Below are 14,054 nucleotides of genomic sequence, written 5' to 3'. Positions count from 1 at the left end.
CCCACACGACTCTCGATTCCCCGAACATGCGCGCGCTCGTCACTGCCGCCGGCAGCCCTGACAAGGTCGACGCCTTCTGCGCGAAGGCACTACAGACGGAGATCGACGCCGCCGCGACACCGGGCACCACCGCCGGTGCGAGTGCAAGTGCGGGGCCGAACGGTGCTGGTGTCGGCGCGCAGGTCCCGGGTGCGGGGGTGGGGGTGGGCGCGAGCGCGGGGCCGGATGGTGCGGGTCTTGGCGTCCATGTGGGGCCGAGCGCAGGAGTGGGTGCGAGTGCGGGGCCGGGCGGGGCCGGTGTCGGCGCGCAGGTCCCGAGCGCGGGGGTGGGCGCAAACGTCGGCCAGGGCGGCGCCGGACTCGGTGCCAGCGCGGCCCCGTCGGTGCATCGCTGACCGGTAGGCGTCACACGATGTCTGGTAAAGCGCCGCAGCCGTGCCGACGTGATCTACCAGACATCGTTTCCGCCTACTGAGCGCTCCGCGCGCTTCCGTCGCTCATCGCCCGTGACCTCCTCCACCCACCATGTCGACAGAGCGGGCCACCCCTTCACCCAGTGCTGCGCGGCCTTGGGATCCACGCCAAGCGGCTCGACCAGCCGCCGGTTACCGCCGCCTACGTAGCCCACCAGTGTCGGTGTAACACCAGCGAACGTTTCGACGCTGGAAGGAGCGGAGCTGGCTACGTGCGGTCCCGGTCGCTATCCGACAGATCCCCGCTCCGGCAGCGAGGCACACACCAGACCCGCGCAGGAAAGGGGACATTGGCCATGGCAGACGTGTCGATCGGGTTCGCAACACAGGACGCCGAGGTCGTCATGAACCTATCTGCTGTCCAGGCGCTGCGGTTGGCCGAGGCCATCACCCGCAACATCGCGGATGCAGTGTCCGGACCAGGACAGAACGGGGCCGAGTCACCCTGGCCGGATGCCCGGCCCCCATCTGGTGGCGCCCGTTCGTTGTGTCCCCGGGTGGGGAAGGAGCATGCCAGGAGCATGATCGACGGGGTGAGGGGTGGTTGCGGTGCGCGACAGGGGTTGGTCGGCCAGTGTGGATCTACCCTTTGATGCGCGCGCCCCTGCGGGCGCTGCCCGGGAGGTGTTGCGGGGGTTGCTTCTCGCTTGGGGGCATGACCGGCAGACCGATGATGCCGTGGTGGTCGTCTCGGAGCTGGTGACGAACGCTGTGCAGCACGCCGGTGAACGGGGGCAGCTGCGGCTGGCGCTTCGGGTCACCGGTGAGGTGCTGCGTCTGGAACTCGCTGACGGGTCGTCGGTGCGGCCGATGGCTCGAGAGATCGTCGATTCCGACGAGCGGGGCCGTGGGATRCACATCGTCGACCAGCTCACCGCCCGGTGGGGCGTCGAGACCCACGGCGACGGCAAACGCGTCTGGGTCGAACTCGACTGACCCACGGGGCCGGGGGTCGATCGACGATCTGTCTTGCCGCGGGTCGGTGGCGGCTGGCTCACCGTGCACGTTCCACCGACACACTTAACTGGATCAGATCAACTTCGATCCTACACTTAAGTTCTTGGCATGATCTGCGCACACCTATCACTACGGCCGCGGAGCCATGCCCGGCCTGCGCAAGCAGCCAGCCCGGCGGTCAGGTCGTTCACTCGCTCTCGTACACGGAGCGATCAGGCGGGGAGGCCGGCTGAGGAACGTCCACGGGGCGACGCTCTGGGCTCTGAGGTCGTAGGGCCAGGCCGAGTATTGCCGCGGTGGCGGCGAGTGCCGCTCCGATGAGGAAGGCGAGCTGGTAGCCGCTGTGGATGGCGGCGAGCGAGGTGTCTCCGGATCGGTGGGTCGCGGCGAGAGAGGCCAGGACGGCGAGGCCGAGTGCTCCGCCGAGTTGCTGGGAGGTGTTGAGCAGGCCGGAAGCAGCACCCGCGTCCTGGGGGGAGGTGGAGGTGGTCGCGGTGCGGATCAGTGGCATGAACAGGATGCCGCCACCGAAGCCGAGCAGGACCATCCCGGGCAGGACGTCGACAGGATAGGTGCCGTCGGCCGGGCTGAGCGCGAAGGCTGCGAGTCCGACTCCGATCAGGGCTGCTCCGCCCACGATCGGCGCCTGGACGCCGACTCGGGCTACCAGGCGTGCGGCGATCATGTAGGCGCACACGGCGATGATCAGGGTGGCGGGGAGGAAACCCAGGCCGGTCTGCAGCGGGGTGAAGCCGAGGATGTTCTGCATGTAGAGCGCGGCGAAGTAGAACCAGCTGAACATCGCGGCTCGCAGCAGGACGGCGAGGGTGTTGGCCAGGCAGAGCGCGCGGGATCGGAACAGGCGTGGTGGCAGGAGCGGTTGTGGGGCGCGACGTTCCAGGTGGACGAAGAGTGTCAGCCCGGCCGCTGCGGCGGCGAGCAGGATCAGGGTGGTGGGTGCGGCCCAGCCGTCGCTGCTGGCGGTGACGCAGCCGAGGAGCGCGAGCATGACCGCGGTCGTCACGGTCACCGCACCCGGAAGATCGAGACGGCCTTGTCCCCGGTCGGGCAGGCCGTGGCCGAGGAACCGCGGCGTGACGATGATGATCGTCAGGCCGATCGGCAGGTTAATCAAGAAGATCGCATACCAGCCGAGCGTGTCGATCAGCACCCCGCCGAAGATCACGCCCAGGGTTCCGCCACCGGAGGCCACGAAACTGTAAACGGCCATGGCGCGGTCGCGCTTCACCGGCTCACCGAACAAGGTGACGATCATGGTGAGGCTGACGGCAGCGACGAGGGCGCCCCCGACCCCCTGAAGCGCCCGGCCGGCGATCAGGGACGCCGGCGAGGTGGCAACAGCGCACAGCAGCGATGCCGCGGTAAACAGTCCCATGCCTGCGACGAAGAGCCGCCGTCGATCAAACAGGTCGCCAGCACGACCGGCGAGCAGGAGAAATCCACCAAAGGTCAGCAGATAGGCATTTACCACCCACGACAGCGAGGCAGGGGAGATATGCAGGTCGCGCTGGATGGTCGAGAGAGCGACGTTCACGACCGCGGCATCGACAAAGATCATGAGCTGCGCGGCACACAGGAGGATCAGCGCACCCCACCGCCGGTCACGGATCACCGCGGCAGCGTCGTCCTGCGCGGCGCCTCCCCATGTCCGCCCAATGGGTCCCACGCGCTCCACCTCGACTTCTCTCGGCCGGGATCGCGAGATCATCACCCAGCCTGCCGTACGTCGTATCCCTTGGCGCCGCACACCGTATCGCGCGAGGAGTGGTCGCGTACGGCGGAGTACGGTCGGTGGATGCCGAACAGGGCGTCGGAGCTGGTGTGGGATAAGACGAAGCCAGCCCCGGGACGAAAGTTGAACCGGGACGTCGTGGTCGGCGCGGCGATCGCCCTCGCGGACCGCGAAGGACTCAACGCGGTGTCGGTCCGTCGCATCGCCACAGACCTGGGCGTAAGACCCATGAGCCTCTACACCCACATCGCCACCAAGGATGACCTGGTCAGACTCATGGTCGACGAGGTCGTTGGCGAGATCATCGTCCACGAGGAGCTTCCCGAGGACTGGCGTGCCGCCCTGGGCCGCATCGCGCACAGCTCCCACACGGCACTCGCGGCTCACCCGTGGATGCTGCAGGCATCCACCCGCCCCGGCACGCTCGGACCGAACGCGCTGCGCCACGCCGAGCAGCTCATCGCTGCCGTTGCCCCACTACAGCTCGACCCCGCAGACGCCTGGGCTGTCGCGGGCATCGTGAACGACTACACCCTCGGTCACGCACTCCGCATCGCCCACCCAGCCGCCGACACCGAACAGCAGCGCTACCCGACCGTCGACCCCGCCATCTTCCCCCACCTCGCCCGCGCGCTCCGCGCCCGCACACCCGACCGCGACGACGCCACGTTCACCGTCGGCCTCGACACCGTCCTCGACGGCATCGCACGACGCTTCGCTCACCCAGGACAGTAGCTACCCCGAGTAGCAAGATTGCCGAAGAGCACGATGGGACTTGAACCGCCCACGAGGCTCTGACCTGCGCGAACGCGGTGCCACCATCCGGCAGGCGCCCCGCTACACCACCAAAAAGATCAATAGATCGAGCGTTTGCACAGGTCAATACCTATGTGACCCTGCGTGGTGGAGACGAGGGGACTTGAACCCCTAACCCCTGCCTTGCAAAGGCAGTGCTCTGCCAGTTGAGCTACGCCCCCGTGAGGTCGGCCGCCCAGGCGTCGCCGCCCCGAGTGACCGATGCCCCTCAAGAGTACGGCATGACTACCAGCTCGGGGATGGTCCGGCCGGCCCTTGGCCGCTGATGCCTGACCGTCCAGCGGCCACCGCCGGCGCCACGCCGCCACGGGGCGCTCGCTGTTGTCCACCGGCGGGTCGCCGGCTGCCGTCACCCTGCCCCGCGGACGCGTGGGCGGCGTCGTTCTGCAGTAGTCACACCACGTTCATGGTCACGGGCCGTTCACATGGGTCTTCGTTGTGGGCAGTCGAGGTTTCCCGCCGCGACGCTGCCCACCCACGGTGTGTGTCGCACCAGAATGCCTCGAATCGGCCGTAGCTCGTGACAAACATGCGGCAATGCGTCATGCTCTCCACAACAAGCGTTGTGAACACATATGGCGGGTCTCGTCGACTTTCCCAGTGGGAGCGTTGTTCCTTCGGTTGGGGCTGTGTCCGGTTAGGGCTGTTCTGCCGGCAACGATGCCCGCCTGAGGGCATCGTTGGCGCGACCCGACAGCGGCGAGAAGCGCGCGCTGTGGATAGCTGTGGAAGGTTTCCCGCCGCTGCCGATGGATTTCCCGGGCAACGTGCACCGCCTGCGGAATCCGTTGACGCATTCCCCGTCGCAGTACTACCGCGACCCACCGTGACCGATCGCCAGTCGCAAGGACGAGCAGGCTGCTGCGGGACACCTGGCCGGCTTCGGAATCCGCCGCCTTGTCCAAGGCCGTCGGGGACGCGGCATCAAGGCCTCCGGTCGCCACACGATGCCCCCATACGGGCAATGTCAGGGTTTTCTCGGACCAAGGCTGTGGACAACCCGCGAGTGGGGCCTACTCGGTCCTACCCGGTCCGGCTGAGGTCTATCGCCCCTCCGGTCCGTCGCCCATCCGTAGCCCATGGCCAGCTGCTGGCCGGCGGGCGGCGGCGTCCGGCTGACGCCGGCGGCAGCCGGTCGACGAACGGGCAGGCGGCGCCAGCGGGTGGCGCGCATGACTCTCCACCTGGGAGGGCCTCGGGAGCAGTACCGCCGGGCCTCGAGCCGAGCTCGCCGTTGGAGTGCGACAGCTTTTGATGCGAAGCAAACGTCGTACACTCACGCCCCGCGTGATCACGGCGGTAAATAGCTGACGCAACTCGTCGCGGGTCATGGATGTCGGTTGACACCAAGCAAAATCCGTTGACGTCGACGACACACGCCCCCAAGGGGAACAGGGCGTACCGATCACCGGAACCCTCGCCGGAGTCCGACGTATTTTGTCGCTAAGCAAACGTCGTACACTCACTCCCCGCACGGGCAGCGTCCGAATCCTCCAGCGCACTGCACCTGAGGTCATAGATTCCGGTTGACGGCAAGCAAAATCATTAAGTTTCGCCGACAGAACCCTTGCGAGGCTTGCGCTAGCCGATCCTTCAGACACCCCATCTGGAGACCGTCAACATTTGACGAAGAGCAAAATAATTAGACAGAATCCAGGCGTGGAATTAGTTCGCGAGCACCTCGAACACCAGCCATGGGTATCGACATCATTTGACAACTCGCAAAATGAACTGCCATGACCATCCACGGGGTTCGTCGATAGATCGACCGGCAACCACCGACGGTTTCTGGAAACGTTTGACGATCAGCAAAATAAAATGACCTTCTCCCGCCAGGGAAATCGATACAGAAGGATGCGGCACGCACCCACGGTCATCGGTTAATTTTGACGATGAGCAAAGATCGGTAACCATCACCCTGGCGGGCATCAGTCACCTGATCATCGCCACGATCCGGGCGGTCATCGTCAACGTTTTACGCCAAGCAAGCTTCGCGAACTGTCACCGTGACGGGATCTCCGGAGCCTGCCGCGCGAGCGAGTGTCGGCCACGACGTTGGTTCCGTGGGCGTCCCGACGGCGGTGCCAGGCACGACGAGCCCGACGGCGGCGGGAGGACGGCGCTCGGGGCGGACTCGAGGCAGGCCTGGAGCAGGATCGAGGTGAGCCCAGGGCAGGATCGGGGCAGGTTCGAGGCGGGCTCAGCCTCGGCGCAGCGTCGGGTCGATGAAGACGAGCCTGTCCCGGACCTTTGTCGCCAGCTCCCGGAAGTCGGAGAAGCAGCGCCGCACGGCGCTCTGCGTTCCCCCGACGGCGCCGTCCCCGGCCCGGAGCTCGAACATCGGCTTGCGGGCGTCCTGGGCGAGGGGCATCAGCGCCGCGTAGTTCTTCATGGTCGCGATCTCGAAGGAGCGGTCGCCGTCCGCCGGGGCGGCGGCGGAGCCGAGGACAGAAGTGGTGAACACGCCCGGGATGCGGTCGAGCCACCGCCCGTGACCCTTCGACGGCCGGTCCGCGCGGGCCGGCGGCTCGACCAGGATGTAGCCGATCGGCATCATCAGGCCGCGCGGTGCCGGGATCCGCTCGGGGATCCTCGGCAGGATCGTGCCCTGCCAGGTCACCCGCCAGTCACGCAGGGTCGGTCCGATGTTGCGCAGGCCGCGCAGGGAGAAGAGGTCGGCCGCCAGGGGCATGAGGATCGTGTCGGCCGAGAGCAGCGCCGCGCGGTTGATGGCGCCGAGGTTCGGCCCCACATCGATGATCACGATGTCCACGCCGGTCTCCCTGGCTCCGTGGTCGATGGCGCGGTGCAGCGCGGTGGTGGTGCGCAGCGCGGCGACGTCCCGGCCCAGGAAGCTGTTGGGCCACGCCGCCGAGAGCCGGTCCTCGAAGCTGGCGAGGTTGACGTCCCCGGGCAGTAGCCACAGGCCGTCCTCGACGGTCACCGGCTCGCTCAGCCGGACGTCCCCGACACCTTCCATGATCGGTTCGATGGCCGTGGCCAGGGTGCCGTTGCCGGGCCTGATCCGGCTGCGGCGCGGGTCGAGCACGGCGGGCCGGGGCGCGGACGACCCGAGGCCCTCGTCCTCTTTCCAGAGGCTGGCGAGCTCGTCCTCGTCCAGGAACTGCGCGGTCAGGTTCGCCTGGGGATCGAGGTCCACGGCGAGCACCCGGTGTCCCATCCGCTGGAACATGTGTGCCAGGTGGTAGGCGAGCGTCGTCTTACCCACCCCGCCCTTGTTGTTGAACAGCGCCATCGAGATCACGCGCGGATACCCGCGCGGACACCCGCCCGGCCGCGCACCCGCCCGCGCCGCAAGGCACCGCCGCGGTGGCGTGGCCCGGTCGGACCGACACGGTCACGGCGATCCGGGCAGCCGGCTGCAACGCTCACGAACCGTTCCGTCTGCTCCACACCCGGACATTCTGGATCACGCTGATATCGCCGCGCCGGGCAGGCCGGTGCGATCCGGGTGGGACCAGAGGATGGGATCAGGTCCAGGGGCCCAGCGGCGGCCAGGCCGGATCGCCGGCGTCCCGGCCGGTCAGCCAGCGCAACGCCGGCAGCGTCGGGACATCCACCCGGACGACTTGCGGGCCCCGCCCCACGGCGCGCGACGGCCGGTCCCCGGGGGTCAGCAGGACGGTGACCTCGGCGGGCAGCCGTTCGGGCAGCAGCCGCGTGCTCCACGCCCACTCCGCCTCGACGTAGGCGGGGCTGAGGTCGTCCCACTCCGGGCCGCCGCGATCGGTCAGCGCGAGGTCGACGAGGTGGATCTCGGCCTCACGCCACCGCAGGAACACCAGGTCCGCCACACTCGTCGCGCCGCGCGCCGCGGTCAGCCCCAGGCCCCCGCGCCAGACATCGACGTGGGTGCCGTCCCAGGCTCGTTCGAGCCGGGCCACCGCGCCGGCGAGGTCGGCGAGCAGCAGGTCGGCCGGCTGGTAGGCGCCCGCCTCGATTCCGCCGTCGCGCTGCGTCAGGCCGCCCGGGTACTGCGCCACGACCCGTCCTTCGGCGGCCGCCCCGAACATCCCGGTGTGGCTGTCGGCGTTCCTCGCCAGGTGGGTGACGAGGTGGCCGACGGTCCAGCCGGGCAGCAGGGACGGGCGGCGGGCGGTCGTGTCGTCGACGCGGGCGACGGCTTCGAGCAGCCTGGCGTGCGACCGCGCGCAACCCAGCAGGATGTCGAGCGGCACGGCGGACGGTGTGTACTCCGGTCCCGGCAGCGGGCTCGGCGCCGCCAACCGCCGCGACGACGGCGACGGCGACGGCGGCGGCGAGACCGGTGGGACCGGCGAGAGCGACGGTGAGCCCGAACGAGGCCCGGCGTGGGCATCCATATATCCAGAGTGCTCCTCCGCGCACCGCCGGCGCCACTTCGCCGCGCGCCGGCGGGTAACCGGTCTGCCGCGCGGCGCCACAACATTGCCGCCGCATAGCGGCACGGATCGGCGCGTCCGCCGGCAAAAATGCTCAGCACGACGCGAATCAACGACGGAGAGCGCTGATGGATACCGATTCCACAGGGTCATCCAGCCTTTACAAGGGGATCCCTTGTCGCACGTCAATCGGGCTGTCACGCTGACCCGGCGCCGACAATGCCGTCGAGCCTGTCCACACCGATGAGCTCACGGAGAAGTCGTGAACAGTGGCGAGGCCAACGCGGTGGTGATCCCGGCCGCCGACGACCACGATGCGCCCGCGCCCGCGTCCCCGCCCGCCGTATCCGCCGCACCCTCGACACCCGCCATCGAGCTCGTCGGTGTCGCGAAGGAATACAGCTCGCGCGCCGGCCTGGTGGGCGCGGTCTCGCGGGTGGATCTCAGCATCGAGCAGGGCGAGTTCTTCTCGCTGCTCGGCCCATCCGGCTGCGGCAAGACCACCACCCTGAGGATGATCGCCGGATTCGAGGAACCGACCCGCGGGCGCATCCTGCTCCACGGCCGCGACGTCACCGCCGTCCCGCCCAATCGGCGCGATGTGAACCTCGTCTTCCAGAGCTACGCGCTCTTCCCACACCTGGATGTCGCCTCGAATGTAGCCTTCGGGCTGCGGCGCCGCGGGTCCGCGGCCAGGAGCTGCGCAGGCGGGTCGGCGAGATGCTCGAGCTCGTCGAGCTGTCCGAGCTCGTCGAGCTGTCCGGGCTCGCCGACCGGCGGCCCCGGGCGCTCTCCGGCGGCCAGCAGCAACGGGTCGCGCTCGCCAGGGCGCTGGTGAACCGGCCGCGGGCCCTGCTGCTGGACGAACCACTCGGAGCCCTCGACCTGAAACTGCGCCAGACGATGCAGATCGAGCTCAAGCGAATACAGCGCGAGGTCGGCATCACGTTCGTGTACGTGACACACGACCAGAGCGAGGCGCTCACGATGTCGGACCGGATAGCGGTGATGAACAGGGGCCGCGTCGAGCAGCTCGCTGCCCCCCGGGAGATCTACGAAAGGCCTGGCACCCGGTTCGTAGCCGGATTCATTGGCACGTCGAACCTGCTGCGCCGATCGGTGCGGTCCGTCGATCCGGCCGGCGTGGACGGAACTCCGGTGGCGGTTCTCGACTCCGCCGCCGAAGAACGCCTGGTGGTTCCGCTCCGGCCGGGGCTCGGCCGGCCAGCAACCGGGTCCGAGTTGGAGATGACCGTCCGGCCGGAGAAAATCACCCTGGGTTTGACACGCCCCGACGGAACGTGCTGTGCGCTGCACGGGCGGGTCACCGAGGTCGTCTATCTGGGCACATACACGACATACACGGTGTTGACGCACGGTGGATCCAAGATCACGGTTTTCCGGCAGAACAGCGCCGACGCGACGAACATCGCAGACCGGGGCGACGAGGTGTGGCTGTCGTGGCTGCCGACGCATTCCTTCGCCCTCGCACCGAGCGCCCACACAAAGAGCACCCCGCCGAGCGCCCTTGCACCGAGCGGCTCCCTGCGGGAAGGCCAGAACCACACGGAGGGACTCGAATCGTGACCAGCAATGACCGGCAGGGAATTCCCGCGGCACCGGGGGCGTCGCACGGGGCGGTTCCCGACCCGGCGCTGCTGCGCGGCCTGACCAGACGTCGTTTCGACCGACGGGACCTCCTGCGCCTCACCGGGGCGGCCGGTAGCGCCGCGCTCCTGGCCGCCTGTGGGGTCAAGGGCGAGGCCGGTGATTCGGCGCAGGCCGCCGACGTCGCCGGCTACTGGGCGGGCAAGGCGAAGGCGGGAACGCTCGACTTCGCGAACTGGCCGCTCTACATGGATGTCGGTAGCTCCGACGCGGAGCATCCCTCGCTCGACCTGTTCACCCAGGAGACGGGCATCAAGGTCACCTACCGCGAAGTGGTCCAGGAGAACGAGTCCTTCTTTGCCCAGATCCGGCCCGGTCTCGCCGAGAACCAGCCCGTCGGGTACGACCTGATGGTCCTGACCAACGGCATCACCCTCAGCCGGGTCATCCAGCTCGRCTACCTCGCCCCGCTCGACCACAAGAGGCTGCCCACCTTCGCCGCCAACGCCGACCCGAGCGTCAAGGATCCCGCGTACGACCCGGGAAACCAGTTCACCGTGGCCTGGCAGTCCGGTATCACCGGCATCGCCTACGACCCGGAGAAGACCGGCCGGGAGATCACCAGTTTCGCCGACCTCATGGACCCCGCCTTCGCCGGCAAGGTCGGGATGTTCGGTGAGAACCAGGAGCTGCCGAACCTGGCGCTCCTCGGCATCGGCGTCGCCCCGGCCGACTCCGCTCCGGAGGACTGGCGGCGCGCGGCCGACAAACTGATCGAGCAGCGCGACGCCGGAATCGTCCGCAAGTACTACGACCAGAGCTACATCGACTCGCTCGCGGGCGGCGACCTGTGGATCTCGATGGCGTGGTCGGGGGACGTCTACCAGCAACTCGCGGCCGGGACGAAGCTGAAGTTCGTGGTGCCGGAGGAAGGCGGCCTGATCTGGACCGACAGCATGTGCATCCCGAGGACCGCCGCGCACCCGGTGGACGCCCTCACCTACATGGACTTCGTGTACCGGCCCGACGTCGCCGGGATGCTGGCCGAGTACATCAACTACATAACGCCGGTGCCGGCCGCCCGTGACCACGTCTCCCCCGAGCTGGCCGAATCCACGCTGCTGTTCCCGACCCGCGCGGAGTTCGACCGTGTGCACCGCTTCCGGGTGCTGACGACGGAGGAGGAGACCGAGTGGAACAAGATCTTCCAGCCGGTCTACCAGTCCTAGCGGGCAGCCCCCGCGGCGCGCACGGCCGGGCCGGCGCTGACGACCCAGGCAGCACTAACCACCCAGGCGGTGCTGACGACCCAGGCGGCGCTCGCGGTGGCGGGTGTCGGCGCCGTATCTGCTGGTGCTGCCCGGTGGCCTGTGGCTGGTCGCCTTCTTCGTGATCCCGATGCTGGTCATGCTGTCCATCTCGGTGCAGACCGGCAATGTCGTCGACGGGTTCCGCCAGACGTTCAACATCTCGGTCTACTGGGACGCCATCAGCACCTACGACGTGCAGTTCGTGCGCTCGTTCGTCTACGGCGGGCTCGCCACCCTGGCCACGATCCTGCTCGCCTACCCGATGGCGTACTGGATCGCGTTCCACGCCGGCGAACGGAAGTCGACCTACCTGTTCCTGGTGCTCCTGCCGTTCTTCGTCTCCTTCGTCATCCGGACGGTCTCCTGGCGCTTCCTGCTTGCCGACGACGGCATCGTGCTCGGCAACCTGAAGGACGCCGGGCTCCTCCCGGAGAACTTCCACGTCCTGGCTACGTCGTTCGCGGTGGTGGCCGGCCTGACCTACAACTTCTTCCCGTTCATGCTGCTCCCGTCTACGTCGCCCTGGAGCGGGTCGATCCGCGCCTGCTGGAGGCCGCGGCCGACCTCTACGCGTCCCGAACGCGGGCGCTCGGGAGAGTCGTCCTGCCGCTTTCGCTGCCCGGGGTGTTCGCCGGCTGCCTGCTGACGTTCGTCCCGGCGACGTCGGACTTCGTGAACTCGTTCATCCTCGGCGGCACCGACACCACGATGATCGGGAACATCATCCAGACCACCTACCTCACGAACGCGGACTATCCGCTGGCGTCGGCGCTGTCCTTCATCCTGATGGCGGTGCTGCTGATCGGGATCTTCCTGTACGCGCGCGTTCTCGGCACCCGTGACGTGCTGGAGATGAGCACCCGGTGAGCGTGGGCACGCACCCCACCGCGAGACGGACCGGCCGCGGYGAGAAGGCCCTGCGGGTCTACACGTGGCTCATTCTGGCCTGGTTGACCCTGCCCATCGCGACGATGATCGCCTTCAGCTTCAATGACCGGGTCGGAAAACGGAACGACACCTGGAACGGCTTCACCGTGAAACGGACAGGCAAGCACGACCTGCCAGCCGGCGGCTAGGCGCGGCTGGCAGGTGGGCGCGGCCGGCGACCGGGCACGCCCACTCGCCGGCCGGGCCGGTTGGCTTCGGTCAGCGGTTCCCCGCCGCGGACGTCGCCTCGCGCCACAGGTCGATCTCGTCCTTGTTCCTGCGGCGACGGGCGGCGGTGAGGAGTGCGCCGGCGCTCGCCACGAGGGCGACGACAGTGAACTTGCGCATACCGACTCCCCTTCGTCGACTGCCTTCGCCAGCCACCGTATCTCGGCGGGATGGCCCCCGCCCCGACGATCGTGATCCGGTCACGACCGGATCACACCCCCGGCGCCGGGACGCGGCGCGGTGCCGACCGGCCGGAGCACGGGATCAGCGCCGGCAGCCACGCATCAGCGGCCGGTGGCCGTGTATCCGTGGCTGGTGGCCGCGGGTCGGCGCTGGTAGGTCGCCCGCAGCACGGCCCGCGCCAGGGTGTGGAAGGTCAGGTTGAACCCGACGACCGCGGGCGCCACGGTCGCGTCGATCTCCAGCTTCGGGACGTCCACGGCGTGGACGACGAAGACGTACCGGTGCGGCCGGTCTCCCTCGGGGGGCGCCGCGCCGCCGTAGTTCGCCGTGCCCCAGTCGTTACGGACGTGGTATGCCCCGGCCGGCAACCCGGAGAGGTCACCACTTCCGGCGCCCCGCGCCAGCTCCGTCACGCTGGCCGGCACGTCGACGAGCACCCAGTGCCAGAACCCGCTCCCGGTCGGGGCGTCCGGGTCGAAGCAGGTGACGGCGAAGCTCTCGGTCTGCGCGGGGAAACCCGTCCAGGACAGGTGCGGCGACAGGTCCGCGCCGCCGGCGCCGCTGAACACCTGGTCCAGGCCAAGCGGGCTGCCGTCGGTCAGGTCGTCACTGCTCAGCGAGAACGACGGCAGCGGGGGCAGCAGGTCGAGCGGATCCGGTGCGGTGTTGCGGTCCAGCAGGGACATCGGTCGATCCTCTCCTACACGTTGGATGACACTGGCGAGACAGAGCCGACATCCGTCGGCTCTGCGCTTCCCCGCGATGAAACATCAGCGCGCCGGTACGTGTGGAGACGGGTCATGAAGCTGGTCACCGCGATCGTGCGGCCCCACCGCGTCGACGACGTGCGGGCGGCCCTGACAACCTATGGTGTGCACGGGATGACCGTCAGCCAGGTAACCGGATTCGGGCTGGAAATGTGGCGCACCCAGACCTACCGCGGCAACGCCTTCCATGACGAGTCAACCAGCAACATCCGACTGGAGCTGGTGGTGGCGGACTCCGACGCGCCCGACGTGGTGAACGTGATCCGGCGAGCGGCGGCGTCGACGTCCAGCGGGGCCGGAAAGATCTGGGTGCTCCCGGTGGAAGGCCTGGCCCGGATCCGGACCGGCGAGCGGGGCACCGACGCGCTGTGAGGTCCCCGGCCAGGAGTCGGACATCCCGCCCCAAGACCGGGCGCAATGTGTGTATTGGGACAATCCGGGAGCTTTTCGGCTTATGTTGTGTCGCCGGGGCGACATCGGACCCACCAAGCGGATACGGTGGACAGGTTCCGGCGGGTGTCTCCCACTGAATCCCCCCGTATCAGTGGGCCGCCCGCCGGAACCCAGAACATCCTCAGGGCCACGGCCAGACCGCTTCGCGGTGGCCGCACCCGCCGCGGGCCACGCGGCGGATCTCCATCTCACACTTC

At 68.6% G+C, this 14,054-nt stretch carries 15 protein-coding genes, 1 tRNA gene and 1 pseudogene; 10 read left to right on the top strand and 7 right to left on the bottom strand.

Annotation, left to right across the window (positions count from 1 at the left end):
- Positions 1-395, top strand: a pseudogene (locus tag BBK14_RS35705) (hypothetical protein); the annotation flags it as partial.
- Positions 396-1,013: 618 nt separating this feature from the next.
- Positions 1,014-1,409, top strand: a complete 396-nt coding sequence (locus BBK14_RS21595; RefSeq protein ID WP_071065038.1) for an ATP-binding protein — start codon at positions 1,014-1,016, stop codon at positions 1,407-1,409.
- A gap of 208 nt (positions 1,410-1,617) precedes the next feature.
- Here BBK14_RS21595 and BBK14_RS21590 read toward each other — a convergent pair whose 3' ends face one another.
- Complete coding sequence (locus tag BBK14_RS21590) at positions 1,618-3,117, bottom strand: MFS transporter (RefSeq protein WP_198541374.1); 1,500 nt, start codon at positions 3,115-3,117, stop codon at positions 1,618-1,620.
- A gap of 129 nt (positions 3,118-3,246) precedes the next feature.
- Here BBK14_RS21590 and BBK14_RS37850 point away from each other — a divergent pair, with 129 nt between their 5' ends.
- Entirely contained in the window at positions 3,247-3,918 is a 672-nt protein-coding gene (locus BBK14_RS37850) for a TetR/AcrR family transcriptional regulator C-terminal domain-containing protein (protein ID WP_071065036.1), read from the top strand.
- A 166-nt stretch (positions 3,919-4,084) separates the two neighbouring features.
- Here the strand turns inward: BBK14_RS37850 and BBK14_RS21580 are convergent.
- The 4 genes from BBK14_RS21580 to BBK14_RS21570 all read right to left on the bottom strand — a co-directional run bounded on the left by BBK14_RS21580 (position 4,085) and on the right by BBK14_RS21570 (position 8,198).
- Positions 4,085-4,160 (bottom strand) — tRNA-Ala (locus BBK14_RS21580).
- A gap of 1,546 nt (positions 4,161-5,706) precedes the next feature.
- Positions 5,707-5,928 carry a hypothetical protein gene (locus BBK14_RS37845; protein WP_131802373.1) on the bottom strand — a complete coding sequence of 74 codons (222 nt, stop codon included), beginning with the start codon at positions 5,926-5,928 and terminating at the stop codon, positions 5,707-5,709.
- Between the two features lie 271 nt (positions 5,929-6,199).
- Positions 6,200-7,264 (bottom strand): ParA family protein, encoded by a 1,065-nt coding sequence (locus tag BBK14_RS21575; RefSeq protein ID WP_071065035.1) that lies wholly within the window; start codon positions 7,262-7,264, stop codon positions 6,200-6,202.
- Positions 7,265-7,490: 226 nt separating this feature from the next.
- Positions 7,491-8,198, bottom strand: coding sequence for a maleylpyruvate isomerase family mycothiol-dependent enzyme (locus BBK14_RS21570; RefSeq protein WP_071065068.1), 708 nt, complete (start codon positions 8,196-8,198; stop codon positions 7,491-7,493).
- Positions 8,199-8,643: 445 nt separating this feature from the next.
- Between BBK14_RS21570 and BBK14_RS42930 the strand changes: the two genes are divergently transcribed.
- The 6 genes from BBK14_RS42930 (at position 8,644) to BBK14_RS21550 (ending at position 12,375) form a co-directional block, all read left to right on the top strand.
- Positions 8,644-9,219: an ATP-binding cassette domain-containing protein gene (locus BBK14_RS42930; RefSeq protein WP_198541373.1), complete on the top strand. Its 576-nt coding sequence runs from the start codon at positions 8,644-8,646 to the stop codon at positions 9,217-9,219.
- Positions 9,102-9,968, top strand: a complete 867-nt coding sequence (locus tag BBK14_RS41730; protein ID WP_198541372.1) for a TOBE domain-containing protein — start codon at positions 9,102-9,104, stop codon at positions 9,966-9,968. Before BBK14_RS42930 ends, BBK14_RS41730 begins: the two co-directional genes overlap by 118 nt.
- Positions 9,965-11,218: a polyamine ABC transporter substrate-binding protein gene (locus BBK14_RS21560; protein ID WP_071065034.1), complete on the top strand. Its 1,254-nt coding sequence runs from the start codon at positions 9,965-9,967 to the stop codon at positions 11,216-11,218. Before BBK14_RS41730 ends, BBK14_RS21560 begins: the two co-directional genes overlap by 4 nt.
- Before the next feature lie 103 nt (positions 11,219-11,321).
- Positions 11,322-11,945, top strand: a complete 624-nt coding sequence (locus tag BBK14_RS21555; RefSeq protein ID WP_241831736.1) for an ABC transporter permease — start codon at positions 11,322-11,324, stop codon at positions 11,943-11,945.
- Positions 11,843-12,166 (top strand): ABC transporter permease, encoded by a 324-nt coding sequence (locus BBK14_RS42925; RefSeq protein WP_241831732.1) that lies wholly within the window; start codon positions 11,843-11,845, stop codon positions 12,164-12,166. Before BBK14_RS21555 ends, BBK14_RS42925 begins: the two co-directional genes overlap by 103 nt.
- A complete protein-coding gene (locus BBK14_RS21550) occupies positions 12,163-12,375 on the top strand; it encodes a hypothetical protein (RefSeq protein WP_198541371.1) in 213 nt (70 codons plus the stop codon). Before BBK14_RS42925 ends, BBK14_RS21550 begins: the two co-directional genes overlap by 4 nt.
- A gap of 70 nt (positions 12,376-12,445) precedes the next feature.
- Here BBK14_RS21550 and BBK14_RS21545 read toward each other — a convergent pair whose 3' ends face one another.
- Complete coding sequence (locus BBK14_RS21545) at positions 12,446-12,574, bottom strand: DLW-39 family protein (RefSeq protein ID WP_018504118.1); 129 nt, start codon at positions 12,572-12,574, stop codon at positions 12,446-12,448.
- A gap of 164 nt (positions 12,575-12,738) precedes the next feature.
- The gene (locus BBK14_RS21540; protein ID WP_071065032.1) at positions 12,739-13,323 is read right to left on the bottom strand and encodes a YbhB/YbcL family Raf kinase inhibitor-like protein; all 585 of its coding nucleotides are present in this window, start codon (positions 13,321-13,323) and stop codon (positions 12,739-12,741) included.
- A gap of 114 nt (positions 13,324-13,437) precedes the next feature.
- Between BBK14_RS21540 and BBK14_RS21535 the strand changes: the two genes are divergently transcribed.
- Positions 13,438-13,776 carry a P-II family nitrogen regulator gene (locus BBK14_RS21535; protein ID WP_071065031.1) on the top strand — a complete coding sequence of 113 codons (339 nt, stop codon included), beginning with the start codon at positions 13,438-13,440 and terminating at the stop codon, positions 13,774-13,776.
- Positions 13,777-14,054: the final 278 nt, after the last annotated feature.

The organism is Parafrankia soli (genome assembly GCF_001854695.1).
Lineage (GTDB): Bacteria > Actinomycetota > Actinomycetes > Frankiales > Frankiaceae > Parafrankia > Parafrankia soli.
This window is presented reverse-complemented; position numbering and strand designations above follow the sequence as displayed.